The organism is Bacillus sp. 2B09 (genome assembly GCF_003946835.1).
Classification (GTDB): domain Bacteria; phylum Bacillota; class Bacilli; order Bacillales; family Bacillaceae; genus Bacillus; species Bacillus altitudinis.
In genome coordinates, this window is sequence record NZ_RPSG01000005.1 from 174,844 (window position 1) to 195,741 (window position 20,898).

Here is a 20,898-nt window from a genome sequence, read left to right on the forward strand (position 1 = left end):
TGTATACGAATTTTTCATTTACATCTCAAATTTTAATTATATATGTTATATATATTCTCTTTATTGTTGCGCTATTTGCTATTATCAAGTCTAAAAAAACAACGAAATAAAGTATGGAAAACCTGATTTTATTTATAAAAGGGTTTATTCTTTTTTATCTTATATTGATGAGTGTGCTTATTATCCATGAAGCTATTCATTTGTTGTTGATAAAAAAATTTCGAAAGAAGATATTAGGGATGAAGCTTAATTTTTTTGGAGCTAGCGTTACATACCTAAATGATAAAGAATATCTTCATATTTTTATCATTTCAGTAGCACCTAATATTATTTTGCCGATTAGTGGAGGGATCTTATTATACTATGATATCAGCATATACTGGAATGCATTTGCATTTATTTGTATATTAAACCTTGTGAATTTGTTCCCTTTTACTGCCGATGGATCCATCATATTATATTCCATAATGAAGATGCTGAAAAAATGAAGGATTATTATAAAAAAAGCAAAAACTGGACATGATGTACTCATGTCCAGTTTTTTATTAATGAACGCCTTTCATCGCTTTCTTAATCACTGGTGTCAGTAATAGCATTACAACGCATAAAACGATGGCCAGCAATCCGATGATACCGAAATAGACGGTTTCTGGCACTTTATCAAACAGTTTGACTACTTGCGCATTGATCGCCTGTGCCATCGCATTTGAAAGGAACCAAAGGCTCATCGTTTGTGCTGAGAAGGCAGCAGGTGCCAGCTTTGTTGTCGCTGACAGTCCAACTGGTGATAAGCAGAGCTCTCCGATCACGACGAGGAAGAAGCTCAGAACGAGCCATAATGGGCTCACAAGTGTGTTCGGACCAGACATGTATGCAGGAATGATCATGATGATGAAGGATAATCCTGCAAACAGAAGGCCAAGTGAGAATTTAATCGGGGTAGACGGCTGTTTCTTACCGAGTCTGACCCATAACCAAGCAAATACTGGTGACAGGAGCACAATAAAGATTGGGTTCAATGATTGGAACCAAGAAGAGGCTAATGTCATGCCAAGGAAATTCAAGTTTGTTCGCTGATCTGCATATGTGGCTAAAATATTTGAGCCTTGTTCTTGAATGGCCCAGAACATCACCGCAGCTAGGAACAATGGAATATAAGCGAGTACCCTCGACTGCTCCACTGCACTCGTTTTTTGACTAAAATACATCACAATAAAATAAACAATTGGAATCAGCACACCAAGGACACTGACAAACCAAGTGAATAGATTAATCGTGAGCGCTCCTGTTTGAATACCGATGACAGCAAAAACAGCAAGTACAATCACGATCAATGTACCGAAAATTTTGAAGTTCTTGCGTTCAGCAGCTGATAGTGGATTTGTGACATAAGTGCCGGCAAGTCCAAGATTCGGCTTTTTCGTGATGACAAACGTAATAAGTCCAACAAGCATACCAACGGCAGCGAGTGAGAAACCAAGGTGGAAATTCACTTTTTGACCGAGTGTTCCGACAATTAATGGGGCGATAAAACCACCCATGTTGATCCCCATATAGAAAATACTGAATCCAGAATCCCTGCGGGGGTCTGTTTTTGTATACAGGTCACCGACTATGTTTGATACGTTCGGCTTTAGGAGGCCTGTTCCAATAATAATCAGCCCCATACTAATAAAGAGCGCTGTTGCTCCGCTAGGCAGTGCCAAAATGACATGACCAAGCATAATGAATACCCCGCCATAAAAGACCGTACTGGACGAACCAAATACCCGGTCGGCAAGCCATCCGCCAATAATGCCTGACATGTAGACAAGCGCACCATAGACAGACATGATCGAATTAGCGGTTGTCTGGTCGAAGCCAAGACCGCCTTTTGTCACCTCTGTGTACATATAATAAATAAGCAGTGCACGCATGCCATAATAAGAAAAACGCTCCCAAAATTCAGTGAAAAACAGTGTGTAAAGTCCTTTAGGATGTCCAAAAAACCCTTTTTGAGGAACACTTTTAACAATTTTATCGTGGTCAATTGTAGACATGGCATAGATCCTTTCTTAAAAAAAAGAGATATGAGAAAAATGATATTCTTGTATAGTTCTTGTGTCAATATAAAACTATTCTAAAACAGGAAAATGTTAGTTCAATAGGCGTAAAGACTCAAAAAGATGAAAAATTCGCTCAAGTGAAAATCATCGGAAAGTTATTCCAGAAGAATTTATATAAAATTTGAAATATCGTACAAGCAAACCTTTCCCACATGCATAGGATGACAAGAGGACATGTGTAAAAAGGAGGGGTTTTCATTGGGGGATGTAAATGAATCTGATCTGAAGAAACCCATTGTCAATGTATTAGACTTTGGCGTGATTGCTGACGGGAAAACAGATTGTACAGCGAAACTGAACGAATGCCTGGAATGGACAAAAGCACAGGGTTACTCCCACGTCTGGCTGCCGAGTGGAACGTATCTAATAGATGCGGTGTACAGGGGGGATCAATTTTTTCCTTTTCGTCATGCCGGCATACGAGTGCCAAGTCATATTTGTATTGAGATGGCATCAGATGCCGTTATCAAAGTGAAACCAAATGATTCGTGGGGATATGCAGCCTTTTATATAGGAGAGGTAGAGCATGTGACCATTCGGGGCGGGCGGATCGAAGGCGACCGTGATGAGCATGTGTACAAGGCACTCCCGCCAGAAAGAAAAACACATGAATGGGGCTTCGGGGTGTGTATTGAAGGTGCTTCCCATGTGAATATCGATCGTGTTCAAATCAACAATTGTACGGGAGACGGCATCATTGTCAGTCCGCACGGTTTATTGACCCATATCGAATCGTACTCGCCTGCTTCGTCAATTCATATTTCTGGCTGCACCATCACTGACTCAAGGCGAAACAATATGTCTATTACAGGCTGTGATGGTGTCATTGTGGAAGACTGTTTGCTTGAAAGGGCAGGGGTAAACGGGGTCGAGCCAAAAATGGGCATTGATATTGAAGGATACGGAGAAAATGCGACCAACTTGGAGGAACCGCTGAATATTCAAATTCGAAACAACATAGTCAGAGGCGGCGCAGCCAGCTCTATCTATAATTTCAACGGCTATGGTGTGATCATTGAAGGCAATCAAACGGACAGCAGTATCTCCTATGGCTTCGCCACTGAAATGATCATTGCGAATAATTTGATTCGTGCAGTGAGAGGGGGCGTGACAAAAGCAGGGATTACGAGCTTAGGTGTGCCGCTTGATCAATCGGAAAACAATGTGATCATTATTGGCAATATGATTGAAGGGTTTGAAAAGGGTATTGATGTGAGGGGAGACAGCGTGCACATCACAGGTAATAAAATCAGTCTTTTTGAAGATGCGGCTGTGTCTGTCTATATGGCCAATCGTATTTTAATAGAAGGAAACCATATTGAGTCAGGGACAAACACACGGCTTAGAAGTACATCGCTGCGTATTTATCAATCAGACAGCATTGTCTTTTCAAACAATACCGTCTACTCTGTCATCGATGCGGCGATGGTCAGAGGAACGAATATCTTAATTCAGCATAATCAATTCAAGGAATTCAGCCGAGGGATATGGGTGCAGGAGGGAGAAGCGGGGATCAACGGCAATCACTTTATTCAAGAAGGACATTCACAGCTCGCATCTTCGTATACAATCAGCGTGACAGGAAATGCAAAGGCTTTCATATGGCAGAATCGTTTTAAGCACTATCAAAACTATGCCGTCTACAGCAATACGAACGCTCCTTTAGAGATTAAAGATAATTCCTTTGAAGAAACGTCCTTATATGTGGTGATGTACATTAAAAATGGCTCACCTCAAATTGGAGATAACCGCTTTTATTTAAATCGTTCGATCGGACAGCCGACAGCCGTTTTTCTTGATGAGGTTGTCTCAGCACGTGTGCTGCGGAATAACATCATTAATCTCTCTCCTCAAAAAGCGATTGCCGTCCGCACCACATCTTCCACTCATTCGGTGATTGCCCATAACGTACTAGAGCGCAGTCAATTGATGACGCACTCCACGGACCGGCTCATCGGAAATATTGAAATTGATCCACCGTAAACGCCTGTAAATCCCTTTTTTTGGAGGTTTAGAAGGCGGTTGACAATCATGTAAAAAGGGCATATAGTAATAATTATTTTTCATTTTTCACAACATTTGCCCTTTTTTTATGGATAAAACCGATTAATTCAATCAGAAAAATGTATCTTGTAAAATAATAACTTGATACAAGGAAGATATAGAAAGGATGAAGAACAAGTGTCACAGCCGAAACGGAAGCTCAAGCTAGGCGTATTCATCGCGGGAACTGGACATCATGTCGCCTCTTGGAGACATCCGAAAGCAGTACCAGACGCAGCCATGAATCTTGATTACTTTAAACAATTAGCGAAAAAGGCCGAGGAAGGGAAGCTGGATTTGCTCTTTTTAGCCGACAGCTTATCAATTAATCATACATCTCATCCAAATGTATTAACGAGATTTGAACCGCTCACCCTGCTTTCTTCGATTGCAGAGTCTACCTCAACAATTGGTTTAGCAGCAACAGCATCAACTACATACAGTGAGCCATTCCATATTGCGAGACAGTTTGCCTCACTCGATCATTTATCAGGCGGACGAGCAGCATGGAATGTGGTCACATCTTCTATTGAAGAAACAGCGAAAAATTTTAGCGGAGAAGAGCATTTAGCGCACCACAAACGATACGAACGAGCTGAAGAATTCGTCGATGTTGTCAAAGGTTTGTGGGATTCTTGGGAAGAGGACGCACTTGTCAGAAACCAAGAAACGGGAGAATTCTTTGAGCCTAGTAAGCTTCATGAGCTGCAGCACAAAGGTGAATTCTTCTCCGTACGGGGTCCGCTTAACGTATCACGCACCCCTCAAGGACAGCCAGTGATCATTCAAGCAGGATCTTCTGAAGATGGTCAAAAGCTTGCGGCTAAAACGGCTGAGCTCATTTTCACGGCACAAAACGATCTCGACAAAGCGAAGGAATTTTACCAAAGCTTGAAGGGAAAAGTAGAGGCTGTTGGGCGAGCTAGAGAGGATGTCAGCATCATGCCGGGCATCTTCCCAATCATTGCCGATACTGTCGAAGAAGCAAAAGCGAAGTATGAAGAATTACAAGAGCTGATTGTTCCAGAAATCGGCCTTAGCATTTTACAAAACTACTTAGGGGGTATTGATCTTTCGCAGTATCCACTAGACGGACCGCTTCCAGAGATTGATCCAAGCGCGTCAAATGCCGTGAAAAGCCGCTTTGACCTTGTGATGAATATGGCGAGAAAGGACAACCTGACCATTCGCCAGCTCTACCAATCTGTTGCAGGTTCCCGTGGGCACCATATCTTCATTGGAACACCAGAGCAGCTAGCAGATGTGATGGAGACATGGCTCGTTGAGGAAGCAGCCGACGGTTTTAACGTGATGCCGCCATTATTGCCAGAAGGACTTGATGCCTTCGTAGACCGCGTCGTTCCGATCCTTCAGGAAAGAGGCCTGTTCAAAACAGAATACACAGGAAAAACTTTACGAGAAAATCTCGGCTTAAAACAGCCAAAAAATCGCTACACGACATAAAGGTGAGGTGACTAACGTTGGGATATACGTTTCGTCTGGCAACTGAGGATGATATAGAAGCGCTGCTTGAACTGACAACAAGAGCCTACGAGCCGATTCGTGAGCTCGGCATCCAGTTCCAAGCAGCACATGCAGATGTCGCCCTCGTTCAGAAAAATGTACAAAAGAACCTTTGCTATGTAATGGAAGAAAACGGAGAGCTTCTCTCCACCTTATCACTCCGTATGCCTTGGGGAGAACAGCCAGGACCATTCGGCGTTCCGCATATTTGGTGGTTTGCTTCAGAACCAGCGGCAAAAAAAGGCACAGGCTCAGCCTTGCTTGAGTGGGTTGAAACGGAAGTGCTAAGGGACACACTAAAGGTACCGTTTGTCTCTCTTGGGACAGCTGATAAGCATCCGTGGCTCATGGACATGTATGAGCGTAAAGGCTATGTCAGAGCAGGTGAAAAGGATTTAGGCAAAGGCCATATCACCATTTATTTTAAAAAACAATTACGATCAGATATTACACAACCATAAGAGGAAAGAAGGGTGTACGAACATGAAAAACAAAAAGTGGCTAGTTGTTTTATTTGCGGCAATGCTTGCGGTGTTAGCAGCATGCGGCGGGGGTAATCAGAGTGAAGGCAAAGACGAGAAAGTGCTTAAAGTGGGCGCTACAGGCCAAAGCTATCCATTTGCTTATAAAGAAAACGGCAAACTAGTAGGATTTGATGTCGAGGTCACAGAAGCCATTGCGAAAAAGCTAGGCTACAAACTAGACTGGCAGCTGAGTGAATTCAGCGGACTGATGGGCCAGCTGACATCTGGTAAGCTGGATACCGTATCAAACCAAGTTGCGATTACAGATGAGCGTAAACAAACGTTCAACTTTACAGATACGTATGCATACGCAGGAACACAAATCATTGTCAAGAAGGACAACAAGGACATTAAAGGACTTGACGACTTAAAAGGAAAAACGGTGGCGGCTGTTCTTGGCTCAAACCATGCCAAAAACCTAGAGAGCAAAGACCCAGACAAGAAAATCAACATCAAAACATATGAAACACAAGACGGTGTATTAAATGAAGTCGCAAATGGCCGTGTAGATGCTTACGTCAACGGACGCAGTGTCTTGTTAGCTCAAATTGAAAAAACAGGACTTCCACTCAAAATCGTCGGCAACCCAATCGTATATGAAGAAGTCGGCTACCCATTTGCCAAAGATGAAAAGCACGACAAGCTAAGAGAAGAATTCAATCAAGCGATCAAAGAATTAAGAGAAGACGGAACACTGAAGAAATTGTCTGAGAAATATTTCAAAGACGATGTCACAGTTCCAATTAAAAAATAACAACAGCGGCGGTGAAAAGCAGACATGAATCACATTGATTGGCAGTATATGGTGACGGTTTTTCCAACCTTGATTCAATACTTGCCGATAACGATCTTCATGGCGATTGTCTCCATGGTATTTGCCATTATCATTGGTGTGGTATTCGCGCTTATAACGAAAAACCGGATACCTGTCTTATACCAATTTGCCAAGCTGTATATTTCTTTTTTCAGAGCGGTTCCAACTTTGGTTCAGCTCTTTCTCATTTATTTTGGTCTTCCGCAGCTATTCCCTGCGATGACCTCAATGGATGCCTTAACAGCGGTCATTATCGGTTTAAGTATTAAAAACTCAGCGTACTTAGCAGAAATTTTTAGAGCGGCTCTTAATTCAGTGGATGAAGGGCAGCTTGAGGCCTGTTTATCTGTCGGCATGACAAGATGGCAGTCTTACGTCAGAATTATTTTCCCGCAGGCCGTCAGAAATGCCATTCCAGCGACGGGGAATACCTTTATTGGACTTTTAAAAGAAACATCGCTTGCCTTTACCATTGGGGTGGCAGAAATGTTTGCGCAAGGGAAAATGATTGCATCGGCCAACTATAAGTACTTTGAAACGTATTTAGCGGTTGGCATTGTGTATTGGGTACTCACCATCATTTATAGTTTCCTACAAGACCTATTTGAACGAAAAATCAGCAAACCTTACCGGAATTAAGGAGGTGTGGACATGATCAAGCTCACCAATTTGAAAAAATCATTCGGCGACCTTGTCGTCTTAGACGGAATTAATCTTGACGTGCAAAAAGGGCAGGTTGTGGCCATTATCGGACCTTCTGGCTCCGGTAAATCAACATTGCTGCGCTGTCTAAATCTATTAGAAACGCCAGACGAAGGTACGATTGAAATTGGCGATGCGAAGCTGAATGCGTCTAAATATACACGTAAAGAAGCCCATCACCTGCGTCAGCAAACGGCCATGGTGTTTCAAAACTATAATTTATTCAAAAACAAAACAGCCCTGCAAAACATTACAGAGTCACTGCTTGTGACGAAAAAAATGACAAAACAGCAGGCAAATGAAATCGGTATGAAGCTATTGAAACAAGTAGGGCTAGAACAAAAAGCTGACAGCTACCCGGTCACACTATCCGGCGGCCAGCAGCAGCGAATCGGGATTGCCCGTGCGTTAGCGGTCGATCCACATGCGATTTTGCTGGATGAACCAACGTCAGCACTAGATCCAGAGCTTGTCTCAGGTGTGCTTCAAGTGATTAAATCCATTGCCATCCAAGAAACAACGATGATCATCGTGACACATGAAATGGCGTTTGCAAGAGAAGTAGCAGATCATGTGATTTTTATGGCAGATGGTCATATCATTGAGCAGGGAACGCCAACCGAACTATTTGACGAAACGAAGAATGAACGAACAAAACGATTTATCCAAAAAGAAGCAGCGGCTGAAGAAGCATAAGCTGCTTTTTACTCTTTAGAGGGGTGAGTATCAGTGAAATCATTAGGAAATGAAGCTTTAAACAAACGTTTAATTAACATGCGCCGAGCGCTTCATGAGCATCCAGAGCTAGCATTTGAAGAGTATGAAACGACAAAAAAACTACGAGGCTGGTTAGAAGAGGAAGGGATCACAGTGCTCGATTTCCCAGATCTTCAAACCGGGGTCGTTTGTGAAATCAAAGGAGAACAAGAGGGACCAACGATTGCTCTGAGAGCCGATATTGACGCACTTCCGATTGAAGAAGCATCTGGCGAACCATTTTCTTCAAAGATACAAGGGAAAATGCATGCATGCGGCCATGATTTCCATACCGCTTCGATTTTTGGTGCGGCCGTCCTATTAAACGAACGGAAACATGAGCTCAAGGGAACAGTCCGCATTTTGTTCCAGCCGGCTGAGGAAGTCGCGCAAGGAGCGAAACACGTCATAGAGGCAGGCGTCTTAAATGGAGTGGATGCGATATTTGGTATGCACAATAAACCTAACCTGCCAGTTGGCACCATCGGGATAAGAGAAAAAGCGTTAATGGCGAGTGTCGATCGGTTTGAAATCGACATTCAAGGAACGGGTGGTCATGCTGGAATTCCAAATCACACAATTGATCCGATTGCCATCAGCGGTCAGATCACAAGCGCCCTACAGCAAATTGTCAGCCGCCGCATTAGTTCTTTGCATCATGCGGTTGTCAGCATCACACGTATTCAAGGCGGCACATCATGGAATGTAATACCTGATCGCGTCGAGATGGAAGGGACCGTTCGGACGTTTGAACCTGAAGTGAGAGCGATGGTTCCAGATCTCATGAAACAAATCGTGAGCGGTATCGCAGAAGGATTTGGCGCAAAGGCAGAAGTGAAATGGCATCCGTATTTGCCTTCTGTGATGAATGACGAGCGTTTGACAAAGGTTGTGGAAGAAACGGCAGAAGCACTTGATCTCGCAGTAGTACAGGCAGAGCAGTCACCAGGCGGAGAAGACTTTGCCCTTTACCAAGAGCACATTCCAGGCTTTTTCGTCTGGATGGGGACAAGCGGTACCGAGGAATGGCATCACCCTGCCTTTACGTTAAATGAAGACGCACTCCCTGTTGCCGCTGCTTTCTTCTCCGAGCTTGCGGTTCGGGCGTTGGAGTCAAGATCATGGAACTAACGAAACAGCTCGCAGAGGCAGTGCTCTCTGCTGATCCGCTGCAAGATCAACAGGCCGTTCAAATGGCTCGAAACGGTTTGTTAGACGCTGCGGCAGCAGCGCTTGCTGCAAAAGAGGATGAAGGGATTCAGAAGCTCATGGCGCTGGTGGAACAAGAAGGCGGCGCGGCTCAAATTCCTGTCATTGGACAAGGGAAGAAGGTCAGCCGTCAATCCGCAGCCATGCTAAATGGCTACCTGATTCACGCCCTTGATTATGATGATGTGCATTCTGATGTGAGAGGACACCCAAGTGCGGTCATCATCCCTGCCTTGCTTTCCCAGCTGACCAACGGGGAGGCGTACGGTGATCAATTTCTAGCAGCCTACATTACTGGCGTCGAAGTGATGGCAAGGCTAGGTGAATCCATCGGCAAATCGCATTATGAGCGGGGCTGGCATAATACCGGAACTCTCGGAGCCATTGCAGCGGTCTGTGCGATTGGTTATTTGAAACAAGTTTCACAGAAAGAGCTGGCGAAAGCGATCGGCTTTGCAGGTGCGCAATCAGCTGGAATGCGAAAGCAGTTTGGGACTGATATGAAACCATTACAAGCTGGCCTCGCCGCTAAAACCGCCGTATGGTCCATGGATTTAGCTTGTTCAGGTTTTGGCGGGAGTGAATCGCTTCTGGATGGAGAGCTGGGCTTCTTTTCTCTCTATGGGGATCAGAAACTAGCGGAAAGACGTCTGCTAGAGGACTATGGCACTGCGTGGCGTATTGTGTCACCAGGTCTATGGTTCAAAGTCTATCCGTTCTGTTCAGCGGCGCATCATGCAGCCGATGCGATCGAGTCATTAGTACAAGAACACTCTTCCTTACAGGGGAAGATCGAACAGGTCGACGTCATGTTTCCGCCTGGCGGAGATGCAGCACTCACGGAGCGGACACCTTTGACGGGAGAAGAGGGACGATTTAGTGTCGAGTATGTCATCGCACTAGCGGTATTTGGACAACCTTTATCACTGGATGCTTTTACGAAAAAAACCATTTCACCAGAGCTGCGGACATGGATGAAGCGGGTGAAGAGAGTATATGATCAAACGACAGAACCCCATCCAGACGCAGTGCCAAAAGGACGATTTACGATTGTAAAGCTCACCTTATCTGACGGAACCACCATCAGCAAACGGGTCGATATCCCTCGGGGAGCACCAGGCTGTGCGTTATCGACAGAAGACATCCTACAAAAGTTAAGCAGCGTCACCAGCACATCACAGGCAAAGCAGGTTTTACAGGCGGTTGAGGAGAATAATGAAATCTTCTATTTGCATCTTTTGTCGTTGTAAGAAAGAAAAAGGCCTATCAGTTTGATATTATCCCTTCTAAGTTTGGACCAGATTTCAGGGACAAACATATACAAAAAAGGACTCTAAGCAGAGTTGCTTAAAATCCTTAATATTTTTGCTGTATTTACTATCGCTTCTTTAGATGGTTCATTTAAAACACGTACATTTATTTTAACTGGTCTCCTGTTCTTAAGTGTATCTTTCTCCATTTTTATAAGCACCTCACTGAAATTTTCTTGTCAGTTAGGTACTTACAAATACGAACTGAATTAGGACATTGGAATTAAAAATAAATACTCAACCGTGTTTAAAACATCTATTACATTTCTAGTCGTCAAAGTTAAGTATACTTTTAAATAAGCATTTTAATTACTGTGTTTAATAAGTATGAAGCCCGAAGGGAATACCTTCCTAAGAGACTGGGTTGAGATAGCTAACACCCTTTGTTATATTTATTCCTTCTCAGCTATCGAATCACCTATCTCTTTTGCTGTTCTTTATATATCTGTTCAATTAATTTATTCCCCTTGTCTTTCCTGACAGCAAGCCACCAAAAATATTTTTAAAACTACAGCAAAAATTTTTTTAAGAAAAGGATATTCAATTATTGTAAATTTCATAACCATCCCCTGTCCCTAGAATGCTGTAAAGCAAAGAAAGCAAAGAAAGCAAAGTAATTAGTTCGTTAAGCTAAGATTATCAGCCTTGTAGATAACCACTTAGAAAACTTGTTAGTCCCAAAAATTCTTGAAAAATATATGTATATTTATTGGAGACCAGACACGCCATATATACATCCCCTCCCCATAGGGTATTGATGAAGCTGTACCTAGGCCAATGGAGCTGTGGTGATGATAATAATAAATAAGGTGGATGTGTTTTAGCCCTTCCCTTTTAATTAACACTTTAAAATATACAACCCTTTTTTCGTGTGTATGGATAGTATCATTCACATATTTCCCAATCCAACTGCACAACTATCCATAAATCGGTATATATAGTATAATATAGAAGGCAGTGATTTGGAGGATGTATCCAAAGTAATTATCATTTAAAAAGTGCTTAACAGCTTACTCCCAATAGCTGAGAAAAAAGTCTATTGGAGGAATGTTTAATGATGACGCAAAAAAGTTTTTTTAGAATTATGTTAATTGTAGTAGTCCTACTTATCGCTAACTGTACTGGCTTTATAATATTTGACTGGATAAAGCTTAGCGATTTCGCATTACCAATTCTGTGCCTCTTAGGCAGTTGGGTCTTAGCGAAGTTTGATAACAGTAGTGGTAGCACACCTTAATAGTGGACTACCTATCATCACTGTCTATATCCAAAGAGAAGGGGGGGATGCATATGATAATTTTTTGTAAGTTAGACGCTAACTATATGAAATAACTTAATAGGTAAGTTTTATAAAAATAGTAATAGTATAAGTGGGAAAACTAAAAAAAATAGTATGATTATGTACGGTTTGAACAACATTTTGATTTGTTAAAAATGAATAGAATTACAATAAGGTAAACAGACATTAAACATTCCTCCAACAATAGATGGGTTGTCGTTATGCGGCGGCCCTTTTCTCTATTAAACAAGTGTCATAACTTAACAGTATTGACACCCAAAAGACATTGCAGTATTATCAAGGTATCGGATGGTGTCATAACTTAGTCTCATTATTAAACCATCAAAAAGGGGCTATTACATATATGAAGTATGGATACGCACGAGTAAGTACGCTGTCACAGGAATTAGAGGTGCAAATAATAGCACTAGAAAAAGAAGGCTGTGACAATATTTATTCTGAGAGGATTACAGGAACTAAATCAGAAAGACTACAATTACAAAAAGTTCTTTCAATCATAAAAGAAGGTGATACATTAGTTGTCACTAAACTAGATAGATTAGCAAGAAACACTGTTGAGGGAATTCAGATCGTAAAAGGTTTATTTTCTAAAGGCGTAAGAGTCCATGTTTTAAATGTGGGGTTATTAGAAGATACGACAATGGGTAGCTTCTTCTTAACTACATTATTAGCAGTAGCAGAAATGGAGAGAAACTTAATTGTAGAACGTACTCAGGAAGGTAAAGCCATTGCTAAACAACGTGACGACTTTAGAGAAGGTCGTCCAAATAAATACAATAAAAAACAGATAGAACATGCGTTAAAGCTATTACAAACCGAGTCTTACAAAGAAGTAGAAAATAAGACGGGCATTAGTAAAAGTACCCTAATACGTGCAAAACGAAAGGCTAACAGCTAATGCTGTTGGTTCTTTTACTTTAGATGTTCCATTGTGCAGGAAAAACATTTCTGAGTCATCTGTTTAAAGAGGACATGGAAGCGGAAAAAAGTGAGAATTTACACAAAAATGAACAATATAAATATGTCACAAACGTTGCTATCATAAGGATTCCCTGCAAAGACTAATTGTGCACAGTTCAAATAATGAACGTTAATACTTTCTTTACTTTATACTTTTAACAGATCTCTGTTATTCTTTTCGTAGTATTCTTTAGAGAACAAATTTAAGTTTGGTTAAAGTAAGTATGTATAACGTTCATAATAAGAACTTTCTTAAGTACAATCATTGAACTATTTAGGTTCATTATTTGAACTGCTTAATCCCTATTCTTGTGACTTTAAGGTGCTTAATTTGTGCTAACTCCTTCCCAACAATTCTACTTTTCTGAGTAGTTCAATATCCTCAGGTGAAAAGTCTTTAGATTCATTATTCACTAATTGGTCCACAGTAGAAATAACTTGCCTTGTTTGAATTTGCTGTTCTTGTTGTTTCCGTTTCCTTAATTGTTTATCCTGTAGATGCTGTTGAAAACGTTCCTTATTATGTTTGGCTGTTTTCACTAGCTTAGATTCAAATTCTTTAAATTGGTCGACTTTATGAGGAACACATTTATACAATTCTGTCTTGTTTAATGGCTTGTAGACCACGTAAACATTATTCCCTCGATTCCCCTTATATTTCTGTATAAGCCCTGCCATAAATTACACTATCTTCATCTTGATATTTTTCAAAGTAATTTAGAATCATATCTTCAACCAACATTGTGTTTCCTCTTTCTATAATTTATTTAGAATCTCTTGGGCTCTAGATTTCCAATAATTCTTTTTAAAATTATTGTATTGTTTTTCTAAAATGGGGTTATTTTGAAAACTTTCGCCAGTCTTAATGATGCCATGGAGTTCCTTACAAGTATCCGATAAACATCATTTTGAATAAAATAAGCGAATCAAGAGAAGGAAGATCTTTATACTCACTATAATACGGTCTTATTTTATCGGCGATAAATGAAAAAATCAATGTACTGGTCAATTTTACGAAGCAAGTGATCCTCTTCAACCAGTTGATCTAGCAATACAAATTCGGCTTGAACATGAGAAAAACACCTTCCTTTAGTATGCTCTATTATAAAATGGGACGGTGGAAAATTTAAGGGGAAAATAAAGCTGTCGAGATTTTCTCGACAGCCTAGGCTCATCAATCAGATGAGCTTTTTTTCATAACAAAAATCAATGTGGCTTACCTCGACACCCAACTCCATCAAAAAGTATGAATAAAAGATGACCAAAGCATGATAAGTTCATGAAATCGTATCAATCCAATTGAGATTTGAGAAGGAACATGTAAAATAAAGCTACATAAAGAAAAACAAAGGCAACAGCGGAGGCTGATATGAAAATATTAATGATTGAAGATAACCAGAGTGTTTGTACAATGACGGATATGTTTTTTCAACGAGAAGGATTTCAAGCGGAATTTGTCCATGATGGATTAGAAGGATTGAATCGATTTAAGCAAGAGGAGGATTGGGATCTGCTCATCTTAGATGTCATGCTTCCTTCAATGGATGGTCTGACCATTTGTCAAAAAGTACGCCAGATTAGTGATGTTCCGATTATTATGCTGACAGCAAAGGAAACGGAATCTGATCAGGTGCTGGGCTTCGATCTTGGGGCAGATGATTATGTGACAAAACCCTTTAGTCCGCTCACCTTAATGGCAAGAATCAAAGCAGTGAAACGACGTTTTGCTCAAACAACATCTACTCAAGAAGGAGCGAAAGAGGACGAACGGCTGGAGACCGAACATTTTCAGTTAGATAAAAAAACGAGAGAAGTGTTTCTAGAGGGGAAACGGATCGAAAATTTAACGCCAAAGGAATACGATCTGCTGTGCTTTTTTATACAGCATCCTCGGCAAGTATTTTCACGAGAACAATTGCTTGAGCAAATTTGGGGATACCAATTTTATGGTGATGAACGAACAGTTGATGTTCATATTAAACGATTGCGCCAAAAAATCGGAGACGGACCTAAGCCCTTTCTGTATACGGTATGGGGCGTAGGGTATAAGTTCGATGAAGATTAAATATTTTTACCAGTTGCTGATTAGTCACCTTGGGTTATTGCTCATTGCCATCATTATTATCAGCACCCTCATGTCTCATTTTGTAAAAGATATCGCCTATCAAAATAGGGTAGACGAAATGAGTTCGTATGGGAATGAAATTTTGGAGAATTTTAAACAACTGTCGAAAGCCGAGATGAACTTCCGTTTGCGTCCATTTGAAGACATTCTTTCGACAAGACAAATCCGTTTTTTCGTCTTTGATGAAAAAGGGACTGTGCTGTCTCAGCAGCAAGAGATGCCACCGCATGAAGCGTTACTCACAAAAGATTTGTGGGCCAAGCTTGCAAAAGGAGAAGAAATCATTGTCAAGCGAAGTGATTCGCGCCGGCTTGATCAAGAAGCATCACTTGTGGCACTTCCTGTCATGGAAGACGGAAAGCTGAAGGGCGGGGTGGTGCTCATAGCTCCTATTCAAGGAGCAGAAGAGCTGATTGCTCAAATGAACCGGTATTTATATATCATCGTGTTTGTGGCATTGACGATTACCTTTATTCTCAGCCTGTTTCTGTCGAAGTTCCATGTGAATCGTATCAAAAAACTGAGAGAGGCAACTGAGAAAATTGCGCATGGTGATTACAACATTCATCTTGAAAACAAACACCTTGATGAAATTGGCACACTAGGTGAGGATTTTAATATGATGGCCAATCGTCTTCAACGGTCAAGAGAGGAAATTGACCGGCTCGAAAAACGAAGACGCCAATTCATTGCGGATGTGTCTCACGAATTGAAAACACCGCTGACGACCATTCGAGGATTGGTCGAATGGCTGAATACTGCGGATGTGCCGGCAGAAGAGAAAGAGAAATGCTATGCGCTCATCACTGATGAAACAAAAAGAATGTTGCGTCTCGTCAATGAAAATATGGATTATGAGAAAATCAGGTCGAATCAAATCACCCTTCAAAAATTTCACTATCCACTCATTGATACGTTTGAAGTGATTAAGGAGCAGCTGAGCCGAATGGCTGAAGAGAAAAACAATCAGCTCATGGTAGAGGTTCACCCTGAACAAAAGGTATACGCAGATTATGACCGGCTCATTCAAATCCTCGTCAACATCACAAAGAACGCCATTCAATTTACAGAAGGCGGCCGTATTTCTTTGAGAGGGAAAGAAGAGAATGGGGAAACGATCATTGAAGTAGAAGACACGGGAATCGGCATTGCACCTGAAGAAGTCAAACACATTTGGGAACGTTTTTATAAAGCGGATATTTCGAGAACGAATACACCATATGGAGAATACGGACTTGGCTTGTCGATTGTCAAGCAGCTTGTGGACTTGCACGACGGACAGATTGATTTAAAAAGTGAAAAACATAAGGGAACAACATTTATCATTCGATTGCCGCTACCACAAGAAAAGGGCTAAACTCTGTTTAGCCTCAGCGTGTAGACAAACCCTCGCATTCGGTGTCAGTCCTGCGTGCCGGTGCTCACGAATGTGAAATTCGCTCCGCGCCGGTACTCGTCTTTCCTAGACTGCAAAGGTTTTCTATCACGCTGAAAAGAAGAAAAAGGGCTAAACTCAGTTTAGCCCTTTTTGGTGTATCATCACTTATTCTGTTTTGGAGAACGTTAAGCCGATATGGGCAAGTGCCTGCGGTAAATCCTTACGAATGGTGATGTCTTTAAATGAAATATTCGATTGAATCGCACTCAGCGCAAGGTCTTGCTTAATTCCTGTTAAAACAGCTGAGATGCCTAACAGTCTTAACGTTTGCGCATAGCTGACCAAGTATTGAATGCTTTGTTCATTGAGTCGTTTTGTCCCTGAAACATCAATGACCAAATGAGAGAGCGACAGCCTGTAGCTTTCCTGTAAAATGGTTTCTAAAATATGCTGCGCACGTGTCTCTTCGATATCACCAAGAAGAGGGAGCACGGCGACACCGTCAACAACAGGTACGATCGGTACAGATAATTGCTGAATCTGCCGATTGGCCTGGTCGAGTTCTAAGACGTAACTCAACAAAGATGCCATCGTTTCAAACATATGAACATGCTCTTCTGTAAATTGCTGCGGCCTTAGGTCAAGTCCGCAAATTGTTCCATAGTTCGTACCATCAGTAAAATCGATGGGAACCCCAATAAATGAGCCGCCTTGCAGCTGTTTCGTGACGTCTAAGTTTTTTGAACGCTCGTCCAAGCGGATATCAGGGATCAACAGCGTATCGCGATGATCGACCGCCAGCTTGCAAAATGTCTTCTCGTAAGGATTTTCTTCCCCTTCTTCAAGAAGCTGCTCGTCATGATTTAGCACCTTCACAATCTGATTGGTGTTTTGATCATTTTTAGCAATAAACAGTGTATTCATATGAATGAATTGACTCATCATGTTTAAAATACTTGTAGAAGCATCATGAAAATTGCGAAACTGTTTTAATAGTTGTTGACGAGGCATGGATTAGGACTCCTTGTAGCTCCGATCAATGGCCGGAACAATAGTTGATTTGTCTCTATCATACAAAATCAAACGAGAAATAGATATACTTTAATGCGCAAATCGTGTGAGATCAAAAAGACTGCCGATCCGGAGATCTGACAGTCTGCTGATTAAATGGAGACAGGCACCGTGGACATAGAGAAAAATTCCTCATATAAGGCTTGAACGGCTTCTTTTTCTTGAGCCGCTTTGACGCCAAACATCATGCTCACCTCTGAAGAGCCTTGGTTGATCATTTCAATATTCACTTTGGCTTTTGACAGTGCTTTTGCCGCTCTTGCTGTTGTACCAACATTATGACGCATCGCTTCTCCTACGACCATAATAAGCGAGAGGTTCCGCTCTAAAACCACTTCATCTGCATCAAGCACAAGCTTTAATCGGTCTAAAAGCTCTTGTTCAATCTGTTGCTCCTCCAGCTGATCCTGCCTTAAAATAATGGTCATATCATCAATGCCAGAAGGCACGTGTTCATACGTAAGTCCATATTCCTCTAACGTTTGCAACACCTTACGTCCAAAGCCCACTTCTCGGTTCATCAAATACTTAGAGATATAAATACTGCAAAATCCATTGTCTGACGCGATTCCCACAACAGGGCCATTCGTATGATCCCGTTGATTTACAATTTTCGTGCCTTTGGCCGCTGGATTATTGGTGTTCTTAATCTGAACAGGAATGCCTGCCCGAAAGGCTGGAATAAGTGCCTCATCATGAAATACAGAAAAACCCGCATAGGACAATTCACGCATTTCACGATACGTCAGCTCTGTGATTTCTTTTGGTTCATGAACGATCGTTGGATTGACGGCGTAGACTGCATCCACATCCGTAAAGTTTTCATACACATCTGCCTTCAGTCCATTTGCCAAAATGGAACCGGTAATGTCTGATCCACTACGGGAAAAAGTGACGATATCACCCGCTAGACTAAAACCGAAAAAGCCAGGGAACACAATAATGCCAGAGCGTTCTCTTAATTTGTACAAATGATCATACGATTCTGGAAGGACTTGCGCTTGACCAGGCTCGTCGCTGACAAATAGACCGGCTTCTTTTGGATTCACATAGTGCGCTTCGACGCCTTGATGCTGAAAGTAGGCTGCAATCAGCTTTGCGTTATTATCTTCACCGCTTGCTTTAATCGCATCAAGATAACGCTCAGGATGAGAAGAATCAGCCTGTAATAACGTGTTTACATCTTGCCGGATGGTGTCAATAATGTCTTGACCTAATCCCAGCTCATCCGCAATCGAGGCATATCGCTCGATGACAGCTTCTTGTAAATCGTGTGCTTCACCTAAACGTAAATATTGTTCACCGCAGCTAATTAATAGATCGGTGACCTTCGTATCCGTTGAATGCCGTTTTCCTGGTGCGGAAACAACGACTGCTTTTCGAGCTGGATCTGCTGTGACAATGTCAAATACCTTTTGCAGCTGCTTGCCAGAAGCAAGAGAACTGCCACCAAATTTAACGACCTTCAATGCATACATCTCCTATAGTAAAAATTTTCTCACAAATTGAATAGTTTCTATTATCAACTCTTTTCTTCAAATTATCAAGGTTTTTCTTCTCTGAATGAACAAATGTATTTTTGGGGAGGACGTTATGTATGAATAGATGAAAAAAGAGCCGGCGATATGCCGAGCTCTTTGTCTTTATGAAGAAGAGGACGAAGAAGATAGCTCCTGCTTCATCACTTTGTTTTTACGTTTTTCTTTTAAGAAGAACGAGAGAACGAGTCCAATGACCGCAATAGCACCAGACACGATAAATGACGTATTCATGCCATGAACGGCTGACTTCATTGGATCGGATAATGCTGCATTGGCAGCAGAGCTGCTCATAATGGAGACAAGCACAGCCGTCCCGATAGAGCCGCCCATTTGTCTCATCGTATTATTCATTGCTGTCCCGTGCGGAATCAAATGCGGTGGTAACGAGTTAATACCGGCTGTTGTCAGCGGCATCATGATCATCCCAACCCCGATTAAGCGAAGCGTGTAGGCCACTGTAATGAGGGTAATCGATGAATCAAGGCTCAGCATCATAAATGGCAGGGAAGTGACAGCTAATATCGTAAACCCGCCTAGAGCCAGCCCTTTACCGCCTACTTTGTCAAAAATTCGTCCGATAATCGGTGATAGGAATCCCATAAAGAGAGCCCCTGGCAATAAGATCAGCCCTGTATCAAGGGCAGATAACCCTCTGACATTCTGCGTATAGAGCGGCAGAATCGTCTCTGTTCCAATCAGTAAGGCAAAGACGAGCATACCGAGGAAGGTCGTTAAGCTAAAGATCGCAAACTTAAAGACGCCAAACTCAAGCATCGGTCTTTTCAAATTCGACTGACGCAGGATAAAGAAGAACAAGCTCACAGCGCCGACAATGAGTGAAATCAGAACGGTCGCACTCGTCCAGCCATACGTTCCGACACTTGAAAATCCGTACAGCAGTCCGCCAAATCCGAAGGAAGACAGGATCACCGATAAGACATCGATACGAGTGTCTCTTTGCTGTGTGACATTTTTCATTAAGAAGAAAGCAAGAATGAGATCAATAATACCGATAGGAAGAACAATATAGAATAAGAACTTCCAGCTAAAGGAATCGACAATCCAGCCGCCAAGTGTTGGTCCAAGCGCCGGTGCGAATGAAATCACAAGTCCGACCATACCCATGGCTTGCCCGCGTTTTTCTTTTGGGAAAATGGTTAAAAAGATCGTTTGCATGAGCGGCATCAAAATTCCTGCGCCTGCTGCCTGCACGATACGTGCTGCAAGTAGCACCGGGAAATTCGTGGCGAACGAAGCAAGAATGGTACCTGCTGTAAAAATGCTAAGAGCCGTTAAGACTAAGGAACGGCTTGAAAATTTCTCAATTAAAAAGGCCGTAATTGGGATGAGAATCCCGTTTGTCAGCATAAAGGCTGTGGTCAGCCATTGGCCTTTACTGACATCAATATTGAACTCTTCCATGATATGCGGGATCGCTGGAATGAGAAGCGTTTGGTTTAAGATCGCAACGAACGCCCCAACGAGGAAAATCCCAACAATCACAGACCGGTTATACGATGTTGTTGATTGGTTCAT

Annotated in this window: 18 protein-coding genes and 1 pseudogene; 12 read left to right on the forward strand and 7 right to left on the reverse strand. The window is 41.9% G+C overall.

All coding sequences use genetic code 11. The features are described from left to right. Positions 1 to 167: 167 nt before the first annotated feature. Entirely contained in the window at positions 168 to 488 is a 321-nt protein-coding gene (locus EBQ12_RS19740) for a metalloprotease family protein (RefSeq protein ID WP_224930385.1), read from the forward strand. Positions 489 to 545: 57 nt separating this feature from the next. Here EBQ12_RS19740 and EBQ12_RS11890 read toward each other — a convergent pair whose 3' ends face one another. After that, positions 546 to 2,039, reverse strand: a complete 1,494-nt coding sequence (locus EBQ12_RS11890; RefSeq protein WP_052320311.1) for a peptide MFS transporter — start codon at positions 2,037 to 2,039, stop codon at positions 546 to 548. Positions 2,040 to 2,303: 264 nt separating this feature from the next. Between EBQ12_RS11890 and EBQ12_RS11895 the strand changes: the two genes are divergently transcribed. From EBQ12_RS11895 to EBQ12_RS11935, 9 genes are all read left to right on the forward strand, one after another. Continuing rightward, positions 2,304 to 4,088: a right-handed parallel beta-helix repeat-containing protein gene (locus EBQ12_RS11895; protein ID WP_125590139.1), complete on the forward strand. Its 1,785-nt coding sequence runs from the start codon at positions 2,304 to 2,306 to the stop codon at positions 4,086 to 4,088. Between the two features lie 198 nt (positions 4,089 to 4,286). Further along, positions 4,287 to 5,612 carry an LLM class flavin-dependent oxidoreductase gene (locus EBQ12_RS11900; RefSeq protein WP_125590141.1) on the forward strand — a complete coding sequence of 442 codons (1,326 nt, stop codon included), beginning with the start codon at positions 4,287 to 4,289 and terminating at the stop codon, positions 5,610 to 5,612. A 17-nt stretch (positions 5,613 to 5,629) separates the two neighbouring features. Further along, a complete protein-coding gene (locus EBQ12_RS11905) occupies positions 5,630 to 6,133 on the forward strand; it encodes a GNAT family N-acetyltransferase (protein ID WP_024720188.1) in 504 nt (167 codons plus the stop codon). 22 nt (positions 6,134 to 6,155) lie between these two features. After that, complete coding sequence (locus EBQ12_RS11910; RefSeq protein ID WP_007498164.1) at positions 6,156 to 6,950, forward strand: amino acid ABC transporter substrate-binding protein; 795 nt, start codon at positions 6,156 to 6,158, stop codon at positions 6,948 to 6,950. A gap of 24 nt (positions 6,951 to 6,974) precedes the next feature. Beyond that, a complete protein-coding gene (locus EBQ12_RS11915) occupies positions 6,975 to 7,649 on the forward strand; it encodes an amino acid ABC transporter permease (RefSeq protein WP_007498163.1) in 675 nt (224 codons plus the stop codon). 12 nt (positions 7,650 to 7,661) lie between these two features. Continuing rightward, the gene (locus EBQ12_RS11920; protein ID WP_007498162.1) at positions 7,662 to 8,408 is read left to right on the forward strand and encodes an amino acid ABC transporter ATP-binding protein; all 747 of its coding nucleotides are present in this window, start codon (positions 7,662 to 7,664) and stop codon (positions 8,406 to 8,408) included. A gap of 33 nt (positions 8,409 to 8,441) precedes the next feature. Then, positions 8,442 to 9,599 carry an amidohydrolase gene (locus EBQ12_RS11925; RefSeq protein ID WP_125590143.1) on the forward strand — a complete coding sequence of 386 codons (1,158 nt, stop codon included), beginning with the start codon at positions 8,442 to 8,444 and terminating at the stop codon, positions 9,597 to 9,599. Further along, positions 9,590 to 10,927 carry an MmgE/PrpD family protein gene (locus EBQ12_RS11930; RefSeq protein WP_125590145.1) on the forward strand — a complete coding sequence of 446 codons (1,338 nt, stop codon included), beginning with the start codon at positions 9,590 to 9,592 and terminating at the stop codon, positions 10,925 to 10,927. The genes EBQ12_RS11925 and EBQ12_RS11930 overlap by 10 nt, the downstream gene beginning before the upstream one ends. A gap of 1,703 nt (positions 10,928 to 12,630) precedes the next feature. Continuing rightward, positions 12,631 to 13,185: a recombinase family protein gene (locus tag EBQ12_RS11935; RefSeq protein ID WP_125590147.1), complete on the forward strand. Its 555-nt coding sequence runs from the start codon at positions 12,631 to 12,633 to the stop codon at positions 13,183 to 13,185. Positions 13,186 to 13,583: 398 nt separating this feature from the next. On the opposite strand, the gene EBQ12_RS11940 is transcribed toward EBQ12_RS11935, so the two are convergent. The 3 genes and pseudogenes from EBQ12_RS11940 to EBQ12_RS19530 all read right to left on the reverse strand — a co-directional run. Beyond that, positions 13,584 to 13,874 carry a hypothetical protein gene (locus EBQ12_RS11940; protein ID WP_241215640.1) on the reverse strand — a complete coding sequence of 97 codons (291 nt, stop codon included), beginning with the start codon at positions 13,872 to 13,874 and terminating at the stop codon, positions 13,584 to 13,586. Positions 13,875 to 14,003: 129 nt separating this feature from the next. Next, complete coding sequence (locus EBQ12_RS11945) at positions 14,004 to 14,117, reverse strand: HNH/ENDO VII family nuclease (protein ID WP_346772049.1); 114 nt, start codon at positions 14,115 to 14,117, stop codon at positions 14,004 to 14,006. 19 nt (positions 14,118 to 14,136) lie between these two features. Next, positions 14,137 to 14,350: pseudogene (locus tag EBQ12_RS19530) on the reverse strand (transposase); the annotation flags it as partial. Positions 14,351 to 14,616: 266 nt separating this feature from the next. Here EBQ12_RS19530 and EBQ12_RS11950 point away from each other — a divergent pair. Continuing rightward, positions 14,617 to 15,312, forward strand: coding sequence for a response regulator transcription factor (locus EBQ12_RS11950; RefSeq protein WP_024720193.1), 696 nt, complete (start codon positions 14,617 to 14,619; stop codon positions 15,310 to 15,312). Beyond that, positions 15,302 to 16,729, forward strand: a complete 1,428-nt coding sequence (locus tag EBQ12_RS11955) for a sensor histidine kinase (RefSeq protein ID WP_007498154.1) — start codon at positions 15,302 to 15,304, stop codon at positions 16,727 to 16,729. Before EBQ12_RS11950 ends, EBQ12_RS11955 begins: the two co-directional genes overlap by 11 nt. A 186-nt stretch (positions 16,730 to 16,915) precedes the next feature. Here EBQ12_RS11955 and EBQ12_RS11965 read toward each other — a convergent pair whose 3' ends face one another. The 3 genes from EBQ12_RS11965 to EBQ12_RS11975 all read right to left on the reverse strand — a co-directional run bounded on the left by EBQ12_RS11965 (position 16,916) and on the right by EBQ12_RS11975 (position 20,898). After that, entirely contained in the window at positions 16,916 to 17,761 is an 846-nt protein-coding gene (locus EBQ12_RS11965) for a GAF domain-containing protein (RefSeq protein WP_024720194.1), read from the reverse strand. A gap of 152 nt (positions 17,762 to 17,913) precedes the next feature. Continuing rightward, positions 17,914 to 19,290 carry an aspartate kinase gene (locus tag EBQ12_RS11970; RefSeq protein ID WP_045035011.1) on the reverse strand — a complete coding sequence of 459 codons (1,377 nt, stop codon included), beginning with the start codon at positions 19,288 to 19,290 and terminating at the stop codon, positions 17,914 to 17,916. 174 nt (positions 19,291 to 19,464) lie between these two features. Next, a complete protein-coding gene (locus EBQ12_RS11975) occupies positions 19,465 to 20,898 on the reverse strand; it encodes an MDR family MFS transporter (RefSeq protein WP_007498149.1) in 1,434 nt (477 codons plus the stop codon).